Origin of the sequence: Vibrio fortis, from assembly GCF_000695685.1 — a bacterium.
GTDB classification, from domain to species: Bacteria; Pseudomonadota; Gammaproteobacteria; order Enterobacterales; family Vibrionaceae; genus Vibrio; species Vibrio fortis_A.
Map to the genome: position 1 here is coordinate 192,057 of NZ_JFFR01000018.1, position 24,082 is coordinate 216,138.

At 40.6% G+C, this 24,082-nt stretch carries 22 protein-coding genes; 18 read left to right on the plus strand and 4 right to left on the minus strand.

Annotated elements, in window-relative coordinates:
* From VFDL14_RS11830 to gpmM, 13 genes are all read left to right on the plus strand, one after another.
* Nucleotides 1-1,047 (plus strand): glycosyltransferase, encoded by a 1,047-nt coding sequence (locus VFDL14_RS11830; RefSeq protein ID WP_032551204.1) that lies wholly within the window; start codon nt 1-3, stop codon nt 1,045-1,047.
* Nucleotides 1,040-2,011, plus strand: a complete 972-nt coding sequence (locus tag VFDL14_RS11825; protein WP_032551206.1) for a nucleotidyltransferase domain-containing protein — start codon at nt 1,040-1,042, stop codon at nt 2,009-2,011. Before VFDL14_RS11830 ends, VFDL14_RS11825 begins: the two co-directional genes overlap by 8 nt.
* Complete coding sequence (locus tag VFDL14_RS11820) at nt 2,008-3,219, plus strand: alkaline phosphatase family protein (protein WP_032551207.1); 1,212 nt, start codon at nt 2,008-2,010, stop codon at nt 3,217-3,219. Before VFDL14_RS11825 ends, VFDL14_RS11820 begins: the two co-directional genes overlap by 4 nt.
* Complete coding sequence (locus tag VFDL14_RS11815) at nt 3,212-4,171, plus strand: hypothetical protein (RefSeq protein WP_032551209.1); 960 nt, start codon at nt 3,212-3,214, stop codon at nt 4,169-4,171. The genes VFDL14_RS11820 and VFDL14_RS11815 overlap by 8 nt, the downstream gene beginning before the upstream one ends.
* Nucleotides 4,172-4,632: 461 nt before the next feature.
* On the plus strand, nt 4,633-5,298 hold the full coding sequence (locus VFDL14_RS24540; RefSeq protein ID WP_160168791.1) for a glycosyltransferase: 666 nt from the start codon (nt 4,633-4,635) through the stop codon (nt 5,296-5,298).
* A gap of 4 nt (nt 5,299-5,302) precedes the next feature.
* Nucleotides 5,303-6,340: a nucleoside-diphosphate sugar epimerase/dehydratase gene (locus tag VFDL14_RS11805; protein WP_032551259.1), complete on the plus strand. Its 1,038-nt coding sequence runs from the start codon at nt 5,303-5,305 to the stop codon at nt 6,338-6,340.
* Between the two features lies 1 nt (nt 6,341).
* On the plus strand, nt 6,342-7,214 hold the full coding sequence (locus VFDL14_RS11800) for a dTDP-4-dehydrorhamnose reductase family protein (RefSeq protein ID WP_032551211.1): 873 nt from the start codon (nt 6,342-6,344) through the stop codon (nt 7,212-7,214).
* Nucleotides 7,207-8,337 (plus strand): non-hydrolyzing UDP-N-acetylglucosamine 2-epimerase, encoded by a 1,131-nt coding sequence (gene wecB / locus VFDL14_RS11795; protein WP_032551212.1) that lies wholly within the window; start codon nt 7,207-7,209, stop codon nt 8,335-8,337. Before VFDL14_RS11800 ends, wecB begins: the two co-directional genes overlap by 8 nt.
* Nucleotides 8,337-9,548, plus strand: coding sequence for a glycosyltransferase family 4 protein (locus VFDL14_RS11790; RefSeq protein ID WP_032551213.1), 1,212 nt, complete (start codon nt 8,337-8,339; stop codon nt 9,546-9,548). Before wecB ends, VFDL14_RS11790 begins: the two co-directional genes overlap by 1 nt.
* A complete protein-coding gene (locus VFDL14_RS11785; protein WP_032551214.1) occupies nt 9,545-10,498 on the plus strand; it encodes a UDP-glucose 4-epimerase family protein in 954 nt (317 codons plus the stop codon). The genes VFDL14_RS11790 and VFDL14_RS11785 overlap by 4 nt, the downstream gene beginning before the upstream one ends.
* 1 nt (nt 10,499) lies before the next feature.
* Nucleotides 10,500-11,048: a sugar transferase gene (locus tag VFDL14_RS11780; RefSeq protein ID WP_032551215.1), complete on the plus strand. Its 549-nt coding sequence runs from the start codon at nt 10,500-10,502 to the stop codon at nt 11,046-11,048.
* Between the two features lie 51 nt (nt 11,049-11,099).
* A complete protein-coding gene (locus tag VFDL14_RS11775) occupies nt 11,100-13,034 on the plus strand; it encodes a polysaccharide biosynthesis protein (RefSeq protein WP_032551216.1) in 1,935 nt (644 codons plus the stop codon).
* Between the two features lie 226 nt (nt 13,035-13,260).
* Nucleotides 13,261-14,793, plus strand: coding sequence for a 2,3-bisphosphoglycerate-independent phosphoglycerate mutase (gene gpmM, locus VFDL14_RS11770; protein WP_032551217.1), 1,533 nt, complete (start codon nt 13,261-13,263; stop codon nt 14,791-14,793).
* 253 nt (nt 14,794-15,046) lie between these two features.
* Here gpmM and VFDL14_RS11765 read toward each other — a convergent pair whose 3' ends face one another.
* Both VFDL14_RS11765 and VFDL14_RS0123195 read right to left on the minus strand, forming a co-directional pair.
* Nucleotides 15,047-15,550: a methylated-DNA--[protein]-cysteine S-methyltransferase gene (locus tag VFDL14_RS11765; protein ID WP_032551218.1), complete on the minus strand. Its 504-nt coding sequence runs from the start codon at nt 15,548-15,550 to the stop codon at nt 15,047-15,049.
* Nucleotides 15,551-15,696: 146 nt separating this feature from the next.
* The gene (locus VFDL14_RS0123195) at nt 15,697-17,022 is read right to left on the minus strand and encodes an MATE family efflux transporter (RefSeq protein ID WP_032551220.1); all 1,326 of its coding nucleotides are present in this window, start codon (nt 17,020-17,022) and stop codon (nt 15,697-15,699) included.
* A 544-nt stretch (nt 17,023-17,566) separates the two neighbouring features.
* On the opposite strand from VFDL14_RS0123195, the gene VFDL14_RS11760 reads away from it, so the two are divergent.
* The 5 genes from VFDL14_RS11760 (at nt 17,567) to VFDL14_RS11735 (ending at nt 22,890) form a co-directional block, all read left to right on the plus strand.
* A complete protein-coding gene (locus tag VFDL14_RS11760; RefSeq protein ID WP_032551221.1) occupies nt 17,567-17,857 on the plus strand; it encodes a co-chaperone GroES in 291 nt (96 codons plus the stop codon).
* Nucleotides 17,858-17,909: 52 nt separating this feature from the next.
* Nucleotides 17,910-19,556 (plus strand): chaperonin GroEL, encoded by a 1,647-nt coding sequence (gene groL, locus VFDL14_RS11755; protein WP_032551222.1) that lies wholly within the window; start codon nt 17,910-17,912, stop codon nt 19,554-19,556.
* A gap of 240 nt (nt 19,557-19,796) precedes the next feature.
* Nucleotides 19,797-20,138: a four helix bundle protein gene (locus VFDL14_RS11750; protein ID WP_032551223.1), complete on the plus strand. Its 342-nt coding sequence runs from the start codon at nt 19,797-19,799 to the stop codon at nt 20,136-20,138.
* Nucleotides 20,139-20,663: 525 nt separating this feature from the next.
* A complete protein-coding gene (locus VFDL14_RS11740) occupies nt 20,664-21,221 on the plus strand; it encodes a VC2662 family protein (RefSeq protein WP_032551226.1) in 558 nt (185 codons plus the stop codon).
* Nucleotides 21,222-21,450: 229 nt separating this feature from the next.
* Nucleotides 21,451-22,890, plus strand: a complete 1,440-nt coding sequence (locus VFDL14_RS11735) for a sensor domain-containing diguanylate cyclase (RefSeq protein WP_235201702.1) — start codon at nt 21,451-21,453, stop codon at nt 22,888-22,890.
* A gap of 77 nt (nt 22,891-22,967) precedes the next feature.
* Here VFDL14_RS11735 and VFDL14_RS11730 read toward each other — a convergent pair whose 3' ends face one another.
* Together VFDL14_RS11730 and VFDL14_RS11725 are read right to left on the minus strand one after the other, a co-directional pair.
* Nucleotides 22,968-23,459 (minus strand): MgtC/SapB family protein, encoded by a 492-nt coding sequence (locus VFDL14_RS11730; RefSeq protein WP_032551229.1) that lies wholly within the window; start codon nt 23,457-23,459, stop codon nt 22,968-22,970.
* A 104-nt stretch (nt 23,460-23,563) separates the two neighbouring features.
* Nucleotides 23,564-24,076 (minus strand): prepilin-type N-terminal cleavage/methylation domain-containing protein, encoded by a 513-nt coding sequence (locus VFDL14_RS11725; RefSeq protein ID WP_032551230.1) that lies wholly within the window; start codon nt 24,074-24,076, stop codon nt 23,564-23,566.
* Nucleotides 24,077-24,082: the final 6 nt, after the last annotated feature.

The window sequence follows — 24,082 nt, forward strand, 5'->3', positions numbered from 1 at the left end:
ATGGGTGAAAATAAATTCAATTGTCTAATTGTCGTTTGTGCTTTTAATGAAGAAAAAAATATAAGTAGATGTATATCTTCAATATTTACGTCTATAAGTAAATCTAGATATAAGAGTTGTTTTTCTGTACTATGCGTAAATAATTCATCGACAGATGATACTGGTGTATTAGTAAAAGAAATGTGTGAAGAATATGATAAGTTAAAATACTATAAAATAGAGCATGACTACTTATGTGTTTCTCGAAATAGCTATCAGCATCTTATAGAGTTCGATTATATTGCATATGTTGACGCAGATGGCTATGTAGAAAATAATTATATAACTGAGTTGGGTGTATCAATCGAAAAGTATAGACCTGACATTTTATCTGGTCCTGTTTTGGAAGCAAGGGAAGGTAAGGAAAATATATTATGGCAACTTTATTACGATAGTAAACTTTATAATGAAGAAAACTACTTGATTGGGGCTAATATGGTTTTCAGTCGGAAACTATTAGATAAAGTTCAAGGTTTTCCTTCTATTTTTGAAGTTAGAGGAGATGAGTCTAGCTTACTTCTAAAAATTGAAAAGGAAAAGTTGGACTATCGTAGAATATTTAACGAAAAAATGGTTACGTTTAATAACTTCACTCAGTCTAAAAGTGAGTTTCTACGGACTCAGTACCATGACGGAAAGCGCTCATGTCAAATATCTAAAATCAGAGAAAAAAATCATTCTTTGAATGTTTTACACCGAACATGCAGTTTGATTTTTTTTGCTCTTGGTGTTTCTTTATTACCTTTGAACTATGCACTATCATTACTATCATTTTCACTTTCTATAGTACCCACTATATTTCGTTTCCGCTCTTATTATAAATTAATGCTTGGTAAGGCTTTGTCTAATTTTTCTATAAGTTATGGGACGGTGGCATTAACAATCATTATGTCTAAGTTTATTTTCGACCTTGGATTTATATTGAAACTTATTAGAAACAGAGATAAACACGTTGAAGATATAAGTTCTTTTAGAGTGCCAATAATAGTCGAGAAGAAAAATGTATGATAAAAAATTAATTGAGTACTTTTCAAATATTCCAGAGATCGATTTTGTTATTGCGTATGGCAGCTATGGACGAGGAGAGGCAAGTTATTTATTAGTTGATGGTAAACCAAAACTATATAATGATATAGATTTGATATTGATAACTAACTCCTCTGAAATTAAAAAAGAGAGTTTAGAGAAAGATTTAAAGAAAATCCTAAATGTTAGGTGGGTAGACATTTTATTTTGGACTGAAGAAGATTTTTCAAAAAAAAGAGATACGATTTTCTTTTATGATTTGATGTCGTCATATAAGGTCCTTAAAGGAAATCAAGATTACTTAGAAAAAATAACACATGATGTTAGTGATTTGAAAATTTCACCATTAGATGTTTATGATATGTTTGTAACGCGGTCTTGGTCATTGCTGTCATTATACGGCGACAATATCGATATTGACGAGAGTTTAGAGATGTTCCAGTCTTATCAGTGCGCCAAACTAATTATTGCTATGACAGATTTTGCTTTGCTATCTAATGATTTATATACATCAAAAATTTCTGACAAACTTATCTTACTTAATTCATTAAAAGGCGACGAACTATGCAAAATAAGTCATTTGTCATATTTATTGAACCTTGCTATTGAAGTGAAAAATGACCCGAATTCTGAATCGCTAGTGAGATTTTTGAGAGATCAAAATGAGATCAACCACCTGTCTGAACTCTACTACTATTTCTTTTTCAAATATTTGGAAAGTACTTTTGGATCTCATACTGATTTGGATCTTAGATTTAAACTAATTAAATATAAAAGGTTTTTAATTTCCCTTTCTAAGAGTATTTTAAAATTTAATAGCTCGCCCATAAAAAGTTCTCTTTATAGGGATAGTGTTTTGACTTTGACAGATGAATTGAAAGATATTAAACACTGTGATAAATATTGTACAGATAGAGTTAATTGGACGTTAAATAGAATTTTATGAAAAAATCAATAAAGACTGTTTTGGTAGTCATAGATGCTTTTAGATATGATTATTTGGATAGAGGTAAAACCCCATTTTTGTCATCTCTCATTAAAGATTCAAGATATATAAGAAAGCTAACTCCAAGTTATGGATTTTGCGAAAGAACCGAGATTGTCGTTGGATTAACTGCGCTTGAATCAAATTATTTTACGGCATTGGGCTTTAATCCTGAATTAAGTCCATATAAGTCAATTGAAAAAATTTTGAGCTTTGTTGATTTATTTTATGACAAACTTCCAAAGATTGGACAAAGAATATTTCGTCGCTTACTTTGGGAGTTTTCAAGTAGAAAGGAATTTGGCTTTTCATCTGTAAATGTACCACTTTCTTATTTAAAGTTTTTTTCTTTAACTGAAGATGGGCACAAATCACATATAAGCGAAAGTGAAGATTCTTTATATAGATTTCTGCCAAAGTTAGGTTATAAGATAAATGATGAATCTTTTACTTCTCTAGATAAAAAACAAGTTTTTGATGATTCTGGACGTATCAAGAATCTAATAAATAATATCGATGACGAATGTTCTTTGTATATGTTATATTTGGGAGATTGTGATAAATATGGGCATAGCTTGGGGCCTAATACTAAAGAGATGGACGACAAGTTACTAGGAATAGATCGTGATATTGAGAAGCTTGTTCAAGATATTAGTCAGAAAAACGAAGATGTTAATTATATTTTCGTTGGTGATCATGGCATGTCGGAAGTTGTTAACAGGATAGATTTGTTAAGTATGGTTGAAAGTAAATTATCGAAATATACCAATGGTATCGATTATTTACTTTTTGCAGACTCAACTGTCTTTAGAATTTGGATATTAAGCGATAGAAATAAATGTGATATCGAGAATATAATAAACCAATTGTTTTTATGTGAGATTTTAACACAGAACGGAATGTTTACTACGCCTAGTCAATTAGGCTTGAAAGATGATCGAACATATGGTGATTATATATGGTGCGCAAATAACGGCGTTGTAATTTCTCCTGACTACTTTAACCCGTCTTATAAAATCATAAATGGGATGCATGGTTATAATCCTATAGGTAATGATCAAGCGCAAGGAATGGCTATCTTTTACGGACCAGACTTCAGCGCCTCAAAAGACGACTCAGCTTGTCTGACAAGTATTTACAAAACTATACGCGAATTGTACAGTGAATAAAATAACCATAGATAGCAATACTGCTCTATCTTTATTACTACCTTTAATTACGCTAGTGGTTTCCTTATTGTTGAGTTCGTTTTACACAGGCGGAGATCAAGTTTTTTACAATAAATTATATGATACATTAGGGGGAATGGACTTTGTCTCTGCCTTTGAATATTATCAACTACACTTGAATAAAGTTGAAGTTGTATACTTTATATTTACGTGGGTCGGTGGTAATCTAGGTTTCGATAAAAATTCTTGGTTTACACTCATAAATGTAGTCTTTTCTTTCTTTTATGTGTGCCTTTTTAGACGATTGGGCTTTAGTCCATTTGTAATATTTCTTTTTTTTGTAACTAACTTTTATTTTTATGTGCTTTTTTTTGCAGCAGATAGGTTGAAGTTTGGATTTCTGTTTTTAATTTTAGCTTTAACGGTTTCTTCGAATAGAAATAGGTATGTGTTAATTTTGGCATCTGTAGTTGGTCATGTTCAGATGTTAATATTACACTCATCCTTTATAAGTATTTATATTTCGGAGAAATATAAGAGTAAATCATTTTATTTGTTGAATGCCAAATATTTTATACCTATTGCTATTATTGTTATTCCGTTGTCAATATATATAAGTGGACACGTTGCTAATAAAATTGTGAGCTATATTGACAACGGAGGTATTCAGTCTGTAGCTAAACAGCTCGTCTTTGTTGTTTTTAGTATGTATTGCTGTCGAAATTGGTTAAAAGTTATTTTCGCTTATTTTCCGATACTAGTCGTTTCATTTATTATTGGTGATGAAAGGGTTACTATGTTTTCATATGCGATTTTTATGTATTTTTCGCTCTATAAGAATAGAGGGTTAAATATCCCTACATTTATTTTGATGTCGTATTTTGGATTTAAGTCAATAGTATTTGTTGATAGAGTTATTTCTACTGGTAGTGGATTTGTGTCAGTTAATTAAGGTTATATATGTCTTTGTGTATTGTAAACGCGACATCGCTAAGAAGTAGTGGTGCTTTGGTTATTTTAAATAATTTCGTATCCGAAGCTCTGACCAGAGACCATAAGTACATCATATTCATCGATGATCATTTAGATTATACCGACAGCTCTAACATTAAATTTATAAAGCTCAATTGTCGCGGGTGGTTACGTAGAATAGCTTGGGATAGCATAGGTATTAGAATTTGGTTAAATAAAAACAATATTGAACCCAAAGTATTCTTATCTCTACAAAATACAACTTGTAACGTAAACATTCCGCAGGTCATTTACGTCCATCAAGGAACAATGTTCAGCAACTTCAATTTTTCGTTTTTTGATTCTGAACAGCGCGTTTTGTTTTTGTACAAGAAATTCTATTCTTTTTTCATTAAACTATATTGTCAATCTACAACTAAATATGTTGTTCAGACAGAAGTCATGAAGAAAAACCTCATTGATTGTTTAGATATAAACCCTTCAAATGTCTTCGTTTCTTTTCCTGATTCTTTAATTGATATATCAAAGATTGATAATGGAGGAAAAATAAACGAGCTAAATTTCGATGAAAATAAATTTAATTTATTGTATCCTGCAACACCTATCTTCTATAAGAACCACGTTGCTGTTTTAAAAGCTATGTGTTTGATTAGAAAATCCAGACCTGACTTTTTCAATGAAATTGTCTTTAATATAACCTTTGAAAAAGGTACTTATCCTAAATTCGATAATATAGTTAGTGAACTTGGATTAGGAGATAAAGTTAACTATTTAGGCGTGGTTTCTAAAAATATTTTGAATTCTTTATATGATAAATCTAATTTGCTGGTATTTCCTAGCTTTATTGAAACACTAGGTCTTCCTTTATTAGAAGCTGCTTTTTTTAACTTGCCAATTGTATGCTCTAATATTGATAATACTAAAGAGGTTTTATCTAATTATAAAGGTGCATTTTTTGTTGAAAAAAATGATTATCAGTTATGGTCTGAAAGATTATCATACATATATGATAACTCAAACCAAATCCAGTCTCGTATTATAGAAAATAATTATGCAATTAACCGTCCTGGTTGGGACGTTTTATTTAAATTGCTTGATAAGGTGTAAAATGATGTTTAACAATAAAGTATTATTGATAACAGGTGGTACTGGTTCTTTCGGTAACGCTGTACTGCGTCGTTTCCTTGATACAGATATCAAAGAGATCCGTATCTTCTCTCGTGATGAGAAAAAACAAGATGACATGCGTAAGCACTTTCAATCCGAGAAATTGAAATTTTATATTGGTGATGTACGAGATTACCAAAGTGTTTCAAACTCTATGCGTGGTGTCGACTATGTGTATCACGCAGCTGCTTTAAAACAAGTACCATCTTGTGAATTCTACCCTTTGGAAGCTGTGAAAACTAATGTTATCGGAACTGAAAATGTGCTCGAAGCAGCTATCAATTTTGGTGTGGAACGCGTGGTTTGCTTAAGCACAGACAAAGCAGTATACCCAATAAACGCTATGGGCATTTCTAAAGCAATGATGGAGAAGGTAATTGTTGCTAAGAGTCGCAACTTAGAACATACGAATACTACTATTTGTTGTACCCGTTATGGCAACGTAATGGCCTCTCGCGGTTCTGTGATTCCTTTGTTTATTCGTCAAGTAGTTAACGGTGACCCGATTACTATTACTGATCCAAACATGACACGTTTCATGATGACGCTGGATGACGCTGTAGACTTGGTTTTACATGCATTTGAGAATGGAAAAAATGGGGACACTTTCGTACAAAAAGCTCCGGCAGCAACCATTGAGGTTTTGGTTCAGGCACTGCTTGAAATTCTTGATAAACCAAACCATGAAGTAAATATCATTGGTACTCGTCATGGAGAAAAGCATTACGAAGCGCTTTGTAGTCAAGAAGAGATGTTTGTTGCAGAAGAGCAAGGGGAATATTTCCGTGTTCCTGCTGATAATCGTGATCTTAACTATTCAAAGTACTTCGAAGAAGGTGAGCAAGATCTAACTCAGATTGAAGATTACAATTCTCATAATACCGACCGTCTTGATGTTGAAGGTATGAAGCAGTTGCTAAGAAAACTAGACTTCATCCGTGAGATTGAAGCGGGTAACATTATCGTTCCAGAGGGTGTATAACGTGAAAGTTCTTGTTATTGGGGCGACAGGGATGCTAGGTTACAGCATCTTTTCAAATCTATCAGAATTATCAAACCTCGACGTGTATGGCACAGTTCGTAGTGTTAATGGGGTGGAGCAGTTCTTCCTATCTACAGAGAAGCTGATTTCTAATGTTGACGTGAAAGATCTTGCTACTTTGGAAAAGGCACTCTTAGACACAAAACCTGACGTCGTCATCAATTGTATTGGCCTGATCAAGCAGCACGATGTATCTAAGCAGCACGTGGAAGCCATTGAGATCAATGCGCTACTTCCTCATAAAATGGCACAACTATGTGACTCTATTCAGGCACGTTTAGTCCATTTTTCAACGGACTGTGTTTTTGATGGTAAAGCGGGAAATTACTTAGAATCTGATCTACCTACGGCAACTGATCTGTATGGTAAATCTAAGTGCCTCGGTGAAGTAGACTATGGACAACACGTGACACTACGTACCTCAATCATAGGCCATGAGCTTAAATCTTCTGTGAGCCTCATTGATTGGTTCTTAAGCCAAGAAGGTTCTGTAAAAGGCTTCTCGAAAGCTGTTTTCTCTGGCCTTCCAACAGCTTATGTTGCCAAAGTTCTAGCAGATTATGTACTGCCCAACCCATCGTTGTCTGGCCTGTACCAATTATCGGTAGACCCTATTGATAAATTTTCTTTGATCTCGAAAGTTGCAGATGTTTATAGCAAGCAGATTGAAATTGAAAAATTTGAAGACTTTGTGATGGATCGTTCACTTAATTCAATGAAGTTCCGTGAAGATACTGGGTTCGTAGCACCTAGTTGGGATGAGTTGGTCGCCTTTATGCACACAGATTACCGTAAGAGATACAGCAATGAATAAATTAAAAGTAGTAACCGTCGTTGGCACTCGCCCAGAGATTATTCGTCTATCAAGAACCATTGCTAAGTTGGATGAATATACGGATCACACCTTAGTTCATACAGGTCAAAATTATGACTATGAATTGAACCAAATCTTTTTTGATGATCTGGGTATCCGCTCTCCTGATGTTTTCTTAGAATGTGCGGGTGGCACTGCAGTTGAAACGATGGCTCAGGTTATCAGTAAATCAGATAAGCTTTTTGAAGAAATCAAGCCTGAAGCGGTATTGATTTTGGGTGATACCAACAGTGCCCTTTCTGCAATTTCAGCTAAGCGTAAAAAGATCCCAATCTTCCATATGGAAGCGGGTAACCGTTGCTTCGATTTACGCGTTCCAGAAGAAATTAATCGCAAAATTGTTGACCACATCTCTGATGTGAACCTACCATACAGTGATATTGCGCGCGATTATCTATTGCGTGAAGGGATTAGCCCTGACTTCATCGTTAAAACGGGTAGTCCGATGGATGAAGTATTGAGTCACTACAAAGAAAAGATTGCACAGTCAGATGTTTTAAGTCGTCTAGAACTAACAACTGAAGGTTACTTCTTGGTGAGTGTACATCGCGAAGAGAACGTGGATTCTGAGCGTAACATTAACAACTATGTGTTAGCTCTGAATACGATAGCTGAAAAGTATAGTCTGCCTATTATCGTTTCAACTCACCCAAGAACGCGAAAGAAGATTGAGTTACTAAATTTAGAGTTTCATCCTTTAGTTCGTTTGATGAAGCCACTAGGTTTCAGTGATTACATTTGTCTGCAGAAAGAAGCGAAAGTCGTTTTAAGTGATAGTGGTACGATTACGGAAGAGTCTTCAATCTTAAACTTCCCTGCTATTAACATTCGTGAAGCTCAAGAACGACCGGAAGGGTTTGAAGAAGGGGCTGTGATGTTTACTGGGATGAGTGTAGAGCGAATTCTACAAGCAATTGAAATATTGGACGATCAACTAAGAGGCGAAGATCGTTTGTTGAACAAAGTAGCTGACTATATTGCACCAAATGTTTCCGACAAGGTTCTTCGTACAATTCTAAGCTACACTGACTATGTTAACCGTGTTGTCTGGAAGAAGCCGTAATGAGAATAGCGTTATTCCCAGATGACTATTTACCGAGCAGTACGCTGGTTCATGCAAAAATGTTTCATGAACTTGCTTTGGAGATAAAAAGGCTTGGCCATGAACCTGTTATAATTACGCCTAGTCATGGGAGGCAGAACAAACGTTTGAAAATCGATTTGCTAGATGGTATCGAAGTTTGGCGCTTTCGTAGTCCTCAAATGAGGGGGCGCGGAAAGATTAAGAGAGTTATAACGGAATCACTGCTATCACTTAATGCTTATTTAGCGTTAAAAGATATTGATAATATTAAGTCATTTGATGCTTGTGTAAACTACTCCCCGACAATTTTTTTTGGTCCATTAATGCATTGGTTTAAGAATCAATGTAATACCTTTAACTATCTTGTTTTAAGAGATATCTTTCCTCAATGGGTTATCGATGAGGGGTTAATTTCAGCTAGATCACCAATAGCTATATACTTTCGTATCTTCGAAAAAATTAATTACAAAGCGTCGGATTGCATAGGTTTAATGTCATCAGCTAATGTAAAATATTTTTCTAAATTACACCCATCATATAATAACCTACAGGTTCTCAGGAACTGGGCTGAGGTGAAACCTAAGAGCTATAACAACACTCTGATTGATATAAGAAAACAGTATGAACTGGATGGTAAAGTTATTTACTTTTATGGTGGGAATATTGGTCATGCGCAAGATATGCGTAATTTACTGCGACTAGTTGAAAGAATGCAAGCTCATCCTAAAGCTCACTTTCTCTTTATTGGGCAGGGTGATGAGTTTGAATTAGTGGAAATGATAAAAGAAGAAAATAACCTTGTTAATTTAACCGTCCTTCCTTCAATTGATCAAGATACATATAAAGAAGTGCTAACTCAAGTAGATGTAGGTTTGTTTTCATTAGCAAAGTCACATAAAGCGCATAACTTTCCAGGTAAGTTGCTTGGTTATATGGTTCAGTCTTTACCTATTTTGGGGAGTGTAAATCGAGGTAATGATGTTATTGAGTTCATCAATGATGAGGGCGCAGGAATGGCATATGTAAATGGTGAAGACCTATCATTGTATGATGCTGCGCTGATGTTACTTCAAGATCAAGACTTGCGAATAGCAATGGGTAGTAGATCCCATGAAGTGCTTAAAGCGAGCTTTTCTGTGGAAGCAGCCGCTCTTCAGATAATAAATACAATTGAGAAGTCAAATACATGAAAGTCATTTTAACCGGCGCTTCGGGATTTATAGGCAGTAAATTACTAGAACAACTTCCAGCTAAAAGTACGTTATCATTAGGCCGTAAAAAACCTAAAACACAAGCGTCTGAACAGTTTTTTCATCTGGAGATTGGTAGTGATACGGATTATTCGATGGCGCTAAATGGAGTGGATGTCGTTATTCACCTGGCTGCTCGAGTTCATGTGATGGATGATAAATCGATAGACCCGCTTAATGTTTATAGAGAAGTTAATACGGCAGGAACTCTGAATTTAGCAAGGCAGGCTATCAAGTCTGGTGTTAAACGCTTTATTTTTATCAGTAGCATCAAAACTAATGGCGAAAATACTAACGGGAAAGCTCCTTTTAATTTTTCAAGCCCAAGAGCCTCTGAAGACTTTTATGGTCAATCGAAGTCTGAAGCTGAAATTCAATTGTTAGAACTAGCTAAAAAGACAGAGTTAGAAGTTGTTATCATCAGGCCAACTTTAGTTTACGGTGCTGGTGTTAAAGCTAATTTTGCTTCTTTAATTAATTTAGTTTGTAAAGGTTTCCCTTTACCATTTGGTCTAATCAATTCAAATAAACGTAGCTTAGTGTCTGTAACCAATCTAGTTGATTTAATTATCACCTGTATCGATCACCCTAAAGCAAAAAATCAAGTGTTTCTAGTTTCAGATGATCACGATGTTTCTACTTCTGAAATGGTAAAACAAATGTCGGTTGCTTGTGGTAAGAACAACTTCCAATTACCGGTTCCTGTCTGGTGCTATAGACTTGTGGGGAAGTTGCTTAAAAAAGAAGATGTTGTTGATCGCCTTATCGGTTCTTTACAAGTAGATATTTCTCATACGAAAGAAACATTAGGCTGGACACCACCTCAGTCTTTACAAGATGGTTTTAAAGAAACTGCTGATTATATTTTAAATAAACGAGGTGAAAAGTAACATGATCCGTTTAATCGACTTCCTCGCTTCCTTGTTGGGTTTACTTTTATTATGGCCAGTTTTTTTGGTTGTTATCATTGTTGGCATGTTTGATACTGGCTCCCCAATTTTTATACAAGAACGAGTTGGGCGTAATAAAAAGGCATTTAGGCTCATTAAGTTCCGTACTATGTCGGTAGAAACGCAATCAGTGGCGAGTCACTTAGCGAATAATGCCTCGATTACTAAGCTAGGAGCCTTTTTACGCAAGACTAAGATTGATGAACTGCCTCAGCTTATCAATGTAATCAAAGGTGAAATGAGCTTAGTTGGGCCACGACCAAACTTATTTAACCAAGAAGAGTTGATCAAAGAGCGTAGCTTTCGCGGTGTATATGATGTTTTGCCCGGTATAACTGGTTTAGCTCAAGTACAAAACATCGACATGTCGACTCCTGAGCTGTTGGCAAAGACCGATAAACAAATGATTGATACACTCACTATTAGAGACTATTTTAAATATATTCTGATGACAGCAACCGGCAGCGGATCCGGCGACGCGGTTAAATAACGCGCTTGTGGTCGGACTAACCCTAAATACAATATTTATAAGAATCATTTTATGCAACGTCTCAATTTTATTTGGCAATTGTCTCGCTTACACAAGCGCGTTATCAGTGTCATTATCGACACATTGCTCATCTTGTTTGCTCTGCACGTCGCTCTTTGGACAAGGTTAGGCGATGTAAAGCTACTTAGCGATGGTGATAACTTATTACTGATTGGCTTAACAGTAATATCTACAGTTTTGATTTTTACTCAAATTGGATTGTATCGAGCTATCCTTAGGTATCTGACTTTTCAAGCTTTGTTCGTAGTCACAGCTGGTGCGATTTTATCTGCGATTTCTTTGGCTGTCTTCGCATACTACTTACAAGAGCCAATCCCTAGAACTGTGCCTGTTATTTACGGCGCTTATCTAGCTCTGTTGTGTGGAGGCTCCCGTCTTGTAGTGAGAAACTTAGTAGCGACTACGTCGCCATCAAAAGATTCACGCCAAGAAGTATTGATCTATGGTGCAGGTTCTGGTGGTCGCCAGCTTGCGGTTGCACTCCGTGCTTCTGAAAATTATCGTATTCGAGCGTTTATCGATGAAGATAAAACTCTAACCAATACAATGATTCTTGGGTTACCTGTTGTTGATTTATCTAAAACAGAAGCTTTGATTGATAAGTATGACATTTCCAAAATTTTACTTGCTATTCCTAGTGCATCTCGCGCTCGCCGTAAACAAATCTTAGACTTGTTAGCTCCGCTTCCTGTTGAAATACAAACAGTTCCAGATATGGCTGATATTGTATCTGGAAAAGCGAAAATTGATGAGTTAACTGATGTTCCAATTGAAGACTTGTTAGGGCGCGATGCGGTAGCCCCTCAGCAGGTTCTAATGGAAGCTAATATCAAAGATAAAGTTGTGATGGTGACAGGTGCTGGTGGCTCGATTGGCTCGGAGCTATGTCGTCAGATCTTAAAACAAGAGCCAAAAACACTTGTTTTGTTTGAGCTATCTGAATTTGGTCTGTATCAAATTGATCGTGAACTTTCTTTGTTAAAAGAATCCAAAGGCTTTGATGTAGAAATCGTCCCTCTTCTAGGGTCAGTTCAACGTTCTCATCGATTACTTACCTCAATGAAGTCTTTTAAAGTTGAAACAGTTTATCACGCAGCAGCGTATAAGCACGTCCCTCTCGTTGAGTATAATGTTGTAGAAGGTGTGCGAAACAATGTTTACGGCACTTACTACACCGCGAAAGCGGCTATTGAAGCTGGTGTCGAGTCTTTTGTGTTGATCTCAACAGACAAAGCGGTACGCCCAACAAATGTGATGGGTACAACCAAGCGTATGGCAGAATTGGGTTTGCAAGCCTTAGCTGAGCAAGAGAATCAGAAAGAAAATGGTACGCGTTTCTGTATGGTTCGATTTGGTAATGTTCTTGGTTCTTCTGGCTCAGTTATCCCACTGTTTAAAAAGCAGATTAAAGCAGGGGGGCCTTTAACAGTAACTCATCCAGATATCACTCGCTTCTTCATGACTATTCCTGAAGCTGCTCAACTCGTTATTCAAGCGGGAGCGATGGGTAAAGGGGGCGATGTGTTCGTTCTTGATATGGGAGAGTCAGTTAAAATTACAGATCTTGCTGAGAACTTGATTAATCTTTCTGGCTTGTCTGTTAAGAATGAGCAGAATCCTCATGGTGATATCGAAATTCAATTCTCAGGCCTTCGTCCGGGAGAGAAGTTGTATGAAGAGTTGTTGATTGGGGATAATGTTCAACGTACTGCTCATGAACGGATCATGACAGCTCATGAGGTATTTTTGCCAATTGATGAGTATGATAACCTGCTCGAGTCTTTAGATTTTGCATGCCACAACTTAGAACATGAGACGATTCGTCAACTGTTGTTGGATGCGCCAACAGGATTCAAGCCTACTGACGGTATTGGCGATCTAGTTTGGAATGCTTCTAGCTCGACACAACAAGTGGTAGAGAATTAATGATAGGCCAGTAACTCAGTTGCTGGCCTTTTTATTGTCTTTTGGGTTGTAAATAAGCTCGTGAGACAAAAACATTTTGCCTTCAAAAGAAGCTTTTTTTCAGCTCTGATCCTCCTACCTGCTACCTTTCTTGATCTTCCACTACAGTTTTGACTGTAAACTGTAGTAAAATTACGCTAATTTGTTTTTATACCGATTTATTTTTGAATTGAACGAGGTCAGTCCTATGACAGCTAAGAAGCCTATGGCTCTAGTGATTCTTGACGGTTACGGTCACCGTGAAGACACAGCAAACAACGCAATCGCGAATGCAAAAACTCCATTTATCGATAGCCTGTTTGCTAACAAACCAAACACACTAATCTCTGCTTCTGGTATGGATGTAGGCCTACCTGATGGTCAAATGGGTAACTCAGAAGTTGGTCACACTAACATTGGTGCTGGTCGCGTTGTATACCAAGACCTAACTCGAATTACTAAATCTATCGCTGACGGTGAGTTCGCTGAAACGCCAGCGTTAGTAGAAGCGATTGACTCTGCGGTTAAAGCTGAGAAAGCAGTACACATCATGGGTCTTATGTCTCCAGGTGGCGTACACTCTCACGAAGATCACATCTACGCAGCAGTTGAAATGGCTGCAGCACGTGGCGCTGAGAAGATCTACCTACATTGTTTCCTAGACGGCCGTGACACACCGCCACGTAGCGCAGAGAACTCTCTACAACGTTTCCAAGACCTATTCGCTAAACTAGGTAAAGGCCGTGTGGCTTCTCTAGTAGGCCGCTACTACGCAATGGACCGTGATAACAACTGGGATCGCGTACAAGTTGCTTACGATCTTCTAACACTAGGCAAAGCAGAATTCACAGCTGAATCAGCAGTAGCAGGTCTTGAAGCGGCTTACGCTCGTGACGAGAACGACGAATTCGTTAAAGCAACGGCTATCAAAGCGGAAGGTCAAGAAGACGCAGCTATCGTAGATGGCGACGCAGTTATCTTCATGAACTACCGTGCTGACCGTGCACGTCAAATCACTCGTACTTTCGTACCTGATTTCGACGGCTTCGAGCGCGATGTATTCCCAACAATCAACTTCGTTATGCTAACGCAATACGCTGCTGACATCCCGCTAGCAATTGGCTTCCCACCTGCGTCTCTAGAGAACACATACGGTGAGTGGCTATCTAAGCAAGGTCAAACTCAGTTACGTATCTCTGAAACTGAGAAATACGCGCACGTTACATTCTTCTTCAACGGTGGCGTTGAGAACGAGTTTGAAGGTGAAGAGCGTCAGCTAGTTGCTTCTCCAAAAGTTGCGACTTACGACCTACAGCCAGAAATGAGCTCTGCTGAGCTAACAGAGAAGATGGTTGCGGCTATCAAGTCTGGTAAGTACGACACTATCATCTGTAACTACCCAAACCCAGATATGGTTGGTCACACTGGCGTTTACGAAGCTGCAGAAAAAGCTATCGAAGCAATGGACGAGTGTGTTGCTAAAGTAACGGCAGCTATCGAAGAAGTCGGCGGTCAAATGCTGATCACTGCTGACCACGGTAACGCAGAAATGATGGTAGACCCAGAGACAGGTGGCATCCACACTGCTCACACTAACCTACCAGTTCCTCTAATCTACGTTGGTGATAAAGAAGTTGAGTTCAAAGAAGGCGGTAAACTGTCTGACCTAGCTCCAACTATGCTTTCTCTAGTAGGCCTAGAAATCCCATCAGAGATGACGGGTGAAGTTCTGGTTAAATAGCTTTTAACTAGCATCGAATACTGAAACGGCTGCACGCGAGTGTGGCCGTTTTTTTGTATTTGGGGATAAGGAAAAGATGCTAGAGGCGGGTAAACGAGATGCGAAGAGCTTAAAGGCAGATGCGGGATACGGGTAAGCAAGATACGAAGTGCTGAAGAACATATTCGATATGCGATAAATCAGAGGCGAAGATATTACGGACAGAGAGCCGTTACATATTTTTGCATCCCGAGCCTCGTCACTCTCATCTGCTCTATATGCCCTTCGCATCTCGCATCCCGTTTACTCGCATCTTGCTTTCAAAATCCAGCAACCATTCCTTTCGACTCATACCACCTGTGTAACCTGTAAGTGTCCCATTCGCACCAATTACACGGTGGCAGGGCACGACGATGCTAAATGGATTTTTGCCGTTTGCACCACCAACAGCGCGCACTGCCTTGGGGTTGTTCATTCGTTTGGCTTGTTCGCCGTAGCTGATGGTTTCACCATATGGAATAGTGGTCAGGGCTTGCCAAGCCGCTTTCTGAAAGTCGGTGCCTTTGATAGCTTTCAAAGGTAGGTCGAATTCGATTCTCGTACCTGCAAAGTATTCATCTAGTTGTTTCGTTGCGAGGAGACAAAGCTCATCAGGGTTACTCGTAATGGACTCATTATGATTTACATGGTCGATCTCAATAATCGAGTCGCCATCGCTAATAATGATCATCTTGCCAATCGGCGCATCATAGACCGATTTAAAACTAATCTCTGTCATATTCATTTCCCTAAACTAATTCATTACGCGCGAAAGATTCCCTACCACGCTCGTCCCTCGCTATAGGGAATGACGGGGTTGGAGGCGAACTTATCTGAGTGCCGCATATGCTTTTAAATCTCTTCGCATCTCGATACTCGTATCCCTCATCTGCCCCTTAGCCTCAACGCATAACAATACCCAGCAACACCACCTGCGATATTCCCTAATGCCAAGCCTATAAACAGGCCTTCAATGCCGTCAAGCAAGCTCCCTATCCATGCAAAAGGTAGCGTGAATAAGAACAGGCGCATGAAACTCCATTGAAAGGCTTTGAGTGGCTTGTGCATCGCATTCATGCCACTAATCAGCATCATCACAATACCTTGGAAACCATAGCTGAACGGTACGACTAACAAATAGTGCCATAAGATGTCTCGCACGGACTCTTCTTGAGAGAAAAGAGCAGCTAGCGGAATGCTGAGTGGCACCATCATCAAGAAGATGAGTCCTTGAAACAGCACCGCAAAGCGCATGCTTAGAAACAGGGCTTTGAAGCTGCGTTGAGGGTTGTTAGCACCAAAGTTCTGCGCCATGAAAGGGGTAAGGGCAGAGGTGAGGGACATCAACACAATAATCAATATTGATTCAATTCGTTGTGCAGCGCCATAGGCGGCCACAGCCTCAGTGCCTTGTTTGGCGAGCATCATCATAATAATCGCGCCTGCCAACGGGTTAAGTGCGTTAGATAGTGCAGCTGGCGTGCCGATGGTGAGGATCTGCTTCCAATCGTTGAACATATCTTTTGGCTTAGGTAATGCTAAAAGCTTCTCTCGTTTGATAAGCACATGGAGTGATCCGCACAACGCACCAAACCAACTAAAACCACTTGCTATCGCTGCACCTTGAATGCCCAGCTCAGGGAAAGGTCCGTACCCAAATATCAGTAGCGGGTCGAGCACGCCATTGATAAGGCCTGCCAACATCATAATCTTAGCCGGTGTTTTTGTATCACCACTAGCACGAATGGCGCTGTTGCCTGCCATTGGGATCACGAGCAGTGGAATCGCGAGATACCACACCAACATGTATTCAGATATCAATGGTAGTAGCTCTGACTTAGCTCCAAGCGCACTAAATAAAGGCTCTAATGTAAAGATGCCGAACGTTGAAGCACTGATGACAAGGATTACGGCCAGCAGTAGCCCGTGCGCGGTAAAACGTGCTGCATTCTCGGAGCAACCTTTTCCAAGTAGGCGCCCGATGCTTGTAGAAAGGCCAACACCAATCCCCATGGTGATGCAGTTAATGGCAAAGGTAATTGGGAAGGTAAAGCTTACGGCTGCGAGTGCTTGCGTACCAAGCAGTGAGATAAAGAAGGTATCAACAAGGTTGAACATCAAGATCGCTACCATACCGAAGATGGTCGGTATGGTCATGGTTCGCAATGTCTCTGCTATGGGAGCAGTCAAAAGCCCGTGCTTATCTCGCATGTACAACGCCGTAAAAACTAAAAGCGTAGGATAAACAGATGTGGGCGGGAAAGAAAGCAGATACGGGATTCGAGTAAACGAGATGCGAAGAGCTTGAAGAGCAGATACAGGCAGACGGGATTTGGGCAGCTCTATGGAGTTTTGTCATTCCCTATAACGAGGAACGAGTGTAGTAGGGAATCTCTTGCGACTATATAGTTATCTGCGTGCGGTATGAGATTCCAGACACTTCGTTCCTCAGTTCTGGAATGACGGGGAAAAATAGATGCGAGTAAACGGGCTTCGAGATGTGAAAGGCAAAAACAAAAGAAGGTGACTCTACTTTGCGTCAGTTATTGCCTTTCGCTCCTTGTTTACCCGAATCTCGGTCACTGCTCTTATTCTCTTCGCATCTCGTTCACTCGCATCCCGCATCTGCCCTTTTAGATCACAAATTTTTCCTCTCACCCCTTGGGATCTTTCACTTCGCCCCAACATACTGATTAATCCCATGCCAATCGTGGCAACTATCAAATTAAATGGAAATTATCAGGAGATAAGACCGATGAATATCCGTCCTCTACACGACCGAGTTATCGTTGAGCGCCAAGAAGTTGAATCTAAATCTGCTGGTGGCATCGTTCTAACTGGTTCTGCCGCTGAAAAATCAACTCGCGGTGTAATTCTAGCTGTGGGTAAAGGCCGCATCCTAGAAAATGGTTCAGTACAACCATTGGACGTTAAAGTTGGCGACACTGTTATCTTTGCTGAAGGCTACGGCACTAAAACAGAAAAGATCGACGGCAAAGAAGTTCTGATCATGTCTGAAAACGACATCATGGCGATCGTTGAGTAATCCGCGCTATATAAACTGAACTGACTGAATAAAGAATTTAAAGGAAATAAAGATGGCTGCTAAAGACGTTAAATTTGGTAACGACGCACGAGTTAAAATGCTAGAAGGTGTAAACGTTCTGGCTGACGCAGTAAAAGTAACGCTAGGTCCTAAAGGTCGTAACGTTGTTTTAGACAAATCATTTGGCGCACCAACTATCACTAAAGATGGTGTTTCTGTTGCACGTGAGATCGAACTTGAAGACAAGTTCCAAAACATGGGCGCACAAATGGTTAAAGAAGTCGCTTCACAAGCGAACGACGCAGCTGGTGACGGTACGACTACTGCAACTGTTCTTGCTCAAGCTATCGTAAACGAAGGCCTAAAAGCCGTTGCTGCTGGCATGAACCCAATGGATCTTAAGCGCGGCATCGACAAAGCAGTTGTTGCAGCAGTTGAAGAGCTAAAAGCACTTTCAGTTCCATGTGCAGATACTAAAGCTATCGCACAAGTAGGTACTATCTCTGCAAACTCTGACGCGACAGTAGGTAACATCATTGCTGAAGCGATGGAAAAAGTAGGCCGTGATGGCGTTATCACAGTTGAAGAAGGTCAAGCACTGCAAGACGAGCTAGACGTAGTTGAAGGTATGCAGTTCGACCGCGGTTACCTATCTCCTTACTTCATCAACAACCAAGAAGCAGGTTCTGTTGATCTAGAAAGCCCATTCATCCTTCTTATCGACAAGAAAGTTTCAAACATCCGTGAACTTCTTCCGACTCTAGAAGCGGTTGCTAAGGCATCTCGTCCACTTCTAATCATCGCTGAAGATGTAGAAGGCGAAGCGCTTGCGACTCTAGTTGTGAACAACATGCGCGGTATCGTGAAAGTTGCTGCTGTTAAAGCACCTGGTTTCGGTGACCGTCGTAAAGCAATGCTACAAGACATCGCTATCCTAACTGGCGGTACGGTCATCTCTGAAGAGATCGGTCTAGACCTAGAAAAAGTAACGCTAGAAGACCTAGGTCAAGCTAAGCGTGTAACTATCACTAAAGAAAACTCAACTATCATCGATGGCGCGGGTGAAGAAGCAATGATCCAAGGTCGTGTTGCTCAAATCCGTCAACAAATCGAAGATGCGACTTCAGACTACGACAAAGAAAAACTACAAGAGCGCGTTGCTAAGCTAGCAGGCGGTGTTGCAGTAATCAAAGTTGGCGCTGCGACTGAAGTTGAAATGAAAGAGAAGAAAGACCGTGTAGAAGACGCACTTCACGCAACTCGCGCTGCAGTTGAAGAAGGTGTGGTTGCTGGTGGTGGTGTTGCACTTATCCGCGTTGCTTCTAAAGTTGCTGGCCTTGAAGGCGACAACGAAGAGCAAAACGTTGGTATCCGCGTTGCACTACGTGCAATGGAAGCGCCAATCCGTCAAATCACGAAGAACGCAGGTGACGAAGAGTCAGTGGTTGCGAACAACGTAAAAGGCGGCGAAGGTTCTTACGGTTACAACGCTGCTACTGGTGAATACGGCGATATGATCGCAATGGGTATCCTAGATCCAACTAAGGTTACTCGTTCTGCACTACAATTCGCAGCATCAGTTGCTGGTCTAATGATCACAACAGAAGCGATGGTAACAGACCTACCACAAAAAGACGCGCCAGCAATGCCTGACATGGGTGGCATGGGCGGTATGGGTGGCATGGGCGGTATGATGTAATTCCCCCCCTCGCTATTCATAGTGAAATTGAAAACGGAGACTTCGGTCTCCGTTTTTTTTAGGAGCAGATACGAGATGAGGGTAAACGAGATTCGAAGAGCTTTAGGGGCAGATGCGGGATTCGGGTAAGCGAGATTCGACAAGATGAAGGGAAAGAGGTCTCGAGGTTTGGTGCTTTTTTGGAACTTTTTTATTGGGTGTTTTTGAGATGATTGGTTTTTCGATAACTGGGTAGTAGGTGTGCTTTATAGAAAACTAGATGTTTGGCAGCGCAGTCGTTTGCTATCGATTTCTGTTTATAGGGAGATGGACACTTGCCGTGACTATGGCTTCAAAGATCAGATTACGCGCAGCGCATTATCTGTACCGAGCAATATCGCTGAAGGCTGTGAGAGAAAATCCTTAAAAGAACGCCAGCGTTTTTTTGCAATTGCCAAAGGCTCAATCGGTGAGTTCGCTACCCAAGCCGATATCGGCTCTGAAGTTGGGTTTGTGCCCAAAGAGGTTGCGGCTAGGTGGCAATCGGAAGCACTTCAGATATCTCGCATGCTAGGCGCCCTAATCAAATCGCTAGAACAGTAAACCTTTATGCTCTTCGTATCTCATTCTCTCTCATCCGACTTTAATCTTTTCGCATCTCGTTCACTCGTATCTCTCATCTCTTCTTTTTCGTCATCCGCTCTTATTCTTTTCGCATCTCGGTTACTCGTATCTCTCATCTTATTTTCTTCATCCGCTTTTAATCTTTTCTCATCTCGCCACTCGAATCTCGTATCCGCTTTCATTCTCTTCGCATCTCGTTCACTCGAATCCCGTATCCGCCTTTATTCTTTTCGCATCTCGCCACTCGAATCCCACATCCGCTTTTTTCTTTTCTCATCTCGCTCACTCGCATCCCGCATCCGCTTTTTTCTTTTCTCATCTCGTTCACTCGAATCCCTCATCTGCTCCTATCTGCTCTATACTCAAAAAGACAGTTATGACATTGATTTAACATGGATGGCTGTTAGATAAAGCAAAATAATGAGATAACTCTTTGATTGTTAGTTAACTTATCGATCGCTAATTAACTTCTCAATCGCGGATTCAGTCAGTGGAGACTCCCCAATGAAAAAACTACTTTCAGTACTTGCAGTATCAGCAGCGGTAATGGCTCCGGCGGCCTTTGCTTCATCGCCTGTGATGTTCTCAACAATCAATGGATTCAACGCACCAGATTCTGATGCCGTTGGCGGTGTGCGTGTGGCGTTACTGCACGGTCAAGTGAACGACCTAAAAGGTTTAGACCTTGCGGTGATTGGTATGTCTGAAACTCAAACGACGACTGGTGTAAACCTTGGCTTCTTCGGTGCGTCTAAGGTTAACCAAGAGATGACAGGTGCATCTTTGGGCTTCTTCAACTGGAATGAAGGCCAAACAACCGGTGTAAACTTAGGTGCTGTGAACATTACCAATAATGTAAAAGGCGCTAACGTGAGTTTTGTAAACTACTCGAAAGGCGACACCTTAGTCGATGTGGGTGCAGCGAACTTGTCTGAGGTATCGACAGTACAAGTGGGTATCTTCAACAAGACTAATAAGATTGAAGGCGTGCAAGTTGGTCTGATTAACTGTGCAGACAACGGCTTCTTCCCATGCTTCCCAATCGTAAACTTCGCTAAATAGCGACTGAAATCAAAAGCCAAAACCTTATGAGCACCTGATCAGGTTGGTCAGGTGTTCATTGTCTATCTCATCCTCCTCGCTGCTCTGCGATTAATAAGCAACTTGTTTTGTATTTTATCTGTTCAGGGCTGGACGATAGTAAACATTTCGGTACAATGTGCGGCAAAATTAAACACAAACTACCTTTGCTTTGATTAACTACCAAACTCTCGATTTCAAAAAGGCCCTGTTGGGTCTCACCGCTTTATTCTTATTAGTATTGAGCCTATTACTTGTTGATTCAGCGGAAGAATCAGATGCCCTATATTGGATTGAAAATCAAAGGGTGAGCCAGTCTCTGGAAGAGCTCACGCAGATCATTAATGCGCTTGAATACAACATTACGGCCTTGTATCCGCTGCATGGTGACACCTACGCTTTCTCTCACACGCGAAAAATTGATGGTGAAACCTGTTACTTTTCTAGCGAGGAGCAATCCCAACCACGCTTTGACTTCATGTTCTCCGGCCCCATTGAGATGTGTGACCCACGCTCACAGCTCAATGTGGAAGCGAGCAAGCGTCTGTTTATCGCGCCAACCATGGCTTATTTTGCCAATACTATCGATACCATTTCGGCTATTTACTTTATCTCGAAAGAGAAATTCATCATCTCGTCGCCGTCTGATTTTGCCAGCTATATTCAGGGTGATACCTTTGAATCGGTGGTGAACAGTCGCCCTTATTGGATTAACACCATTCGTTTCGGGTTAACGCAGAAGAAAGACCGAGTTGTCTACACAGGCCAATACGATGATTACCTAACGGGTAAAAAAGTGGTGACGCTAACCAAAGGTATTTATGTGGATGGCGAGTTTAAAGGTGTGTTAGGTGTCGATGGTTATGTTTCTAACCTGGTCTCCAATCCAAAGCATGGCTACGAGATATCGAGCACGCTTGGGGTCAACAAGTACGGCTTTATGGATTTTACCCACTCGCACCCATTGTATGTCGATGGATTGCATACCCAGCTCTATCTAAATATTGAAGAGAAGAAACGTGAGCACATACTGCATGTGTTGGAGATGGATCGTCTGCAACTCTCTTTGCTATTGGGTTTGTTCATTACTTCAGTACTGGTTTTATGGCGAATATGTACTAAGCAGGAGCATCATCGTTTGAGCGAACTGGCGATGCGAGATCCTATGACGGGGCTGCTTAACCGTCGTGGCTTTGAGGCAAGATTAATGGCTCAAGACGAAGAGCCGATCATTGGGATTGGCGTGTTTGATATTGATGACTTTAAAGCGGTCAATGACAAATATGGACATAAGGTGGGTGATGAGGTGATCTGCCATGTGGCACACCTAATGACCAGTAGTGTTCGCCAACGAGACATAGTGGCCCGCTTTGGTGGTGAAGAGTTTGTTGTGGCGATCACTGGTGAATCCTCTGAACTACTGACATCGATCTTTGAGCGTATCCAGAATGATATTAGCTTGCAAGGTTACCGCTGCAGCGATGGCGATCGAATCAGTGTGTCGGTGTCAGGTGGGGCGACGCTATATTCACTATATAAGTTCGATAGCTTAGCGCACTTATGGCATAACCAGAGTATTCGCGCTTCGGATGAACAGCTTTATCAAGCTAAGATTTCTGGTAAGAACCAGGTCTGTATTCAGGTTTTCTAAGTAAGACTACAAACAAAGCAATTGATACAACAAAACCCAATGATCACCCATTGGGCTTTGTGTTTTTTGACGTGAACTTAAGACTTATTAATGCGCCCCTTGCGCATCCACTTCTGATGTACGCCTCGACGTAGACTCTGGAAGCTGTTCTCCACCTTATCCACACCCAGCAAAATCACAATCGCTAATACCGTGATGATGACTGATTGGCTGAGATGTCCAAGGGCTATCATCATCCCTAAGGCAGCCAATACCCAGATAATGGCGGCGGAGGTGACACCATGAATCTTGCCATCTAGCGTCATCATTACTCCAGCACCCAAAAAGCCGACGCCGGTAATGATTTGGCCTAACACTCGCGCTTGGTCGAGCGTATTGGGTGACAAGCTTATCGCCATAGTCAGGAAGAAATAGGTACCGCTGATGATCAAAATTGAGGTGCGAATCCCAACCGGCTTACCACGTGTTTGACGCTCGATACCGATTAAGGAGCCGCACAACATGCACACGGCCAGTGCTGCCCAGCTGAAAGGGGCAAGGTTGAGAAATTGTTCGATGGTTTGTGACATGTCACCCCTCCTAAAAATTTAGAATAGAGCCGAGTATGCTGATAATAGACCGGACGATCGAACAAAAAGTTTTTGTCTAGACGATTAATCTGTACAGATGATGATTAACAACCGCTGGTGGTCAGTTCAAAGGTTGGTTGTGCTGTTGATGTGGCTTCGGTGTACTCGAGGTAGCAGCTGTCACCTTGTTTTTTGCGGCTTGATGGTGCGTAAATAATAATGCCATCGGTAGCGCTGACATTAGTAAAGAACCAATCAGCGTCACCTGTATCCCACTCAGCATCCAGAAACGTTGACTCGATGAGCTGTGACCAAGCTTCATCATTCATAGCCGCGGGATAACCATAGGCTAAAAGGATCGAGTCATTTTCAATGTTGATAGAAGCACTGACTGCGCGTTCTATGCCAAGTGCAGCAGCTTTGCCATGTACCATCGCACTCGCACCTTCCATACCACCACGAAGGCCGTTCAAGGTCGCGATGCGAGAATCAGTCTGTAAGTTGAGAAACTTACTTGCCGCTGTCACCGAAATAATACCTAAGATAACAATCACCACTACTAGCTCAATGATGGTAAAACCTTGATTACGTGTGGTGCTGTTCGAATACATCTTCATTTCGGT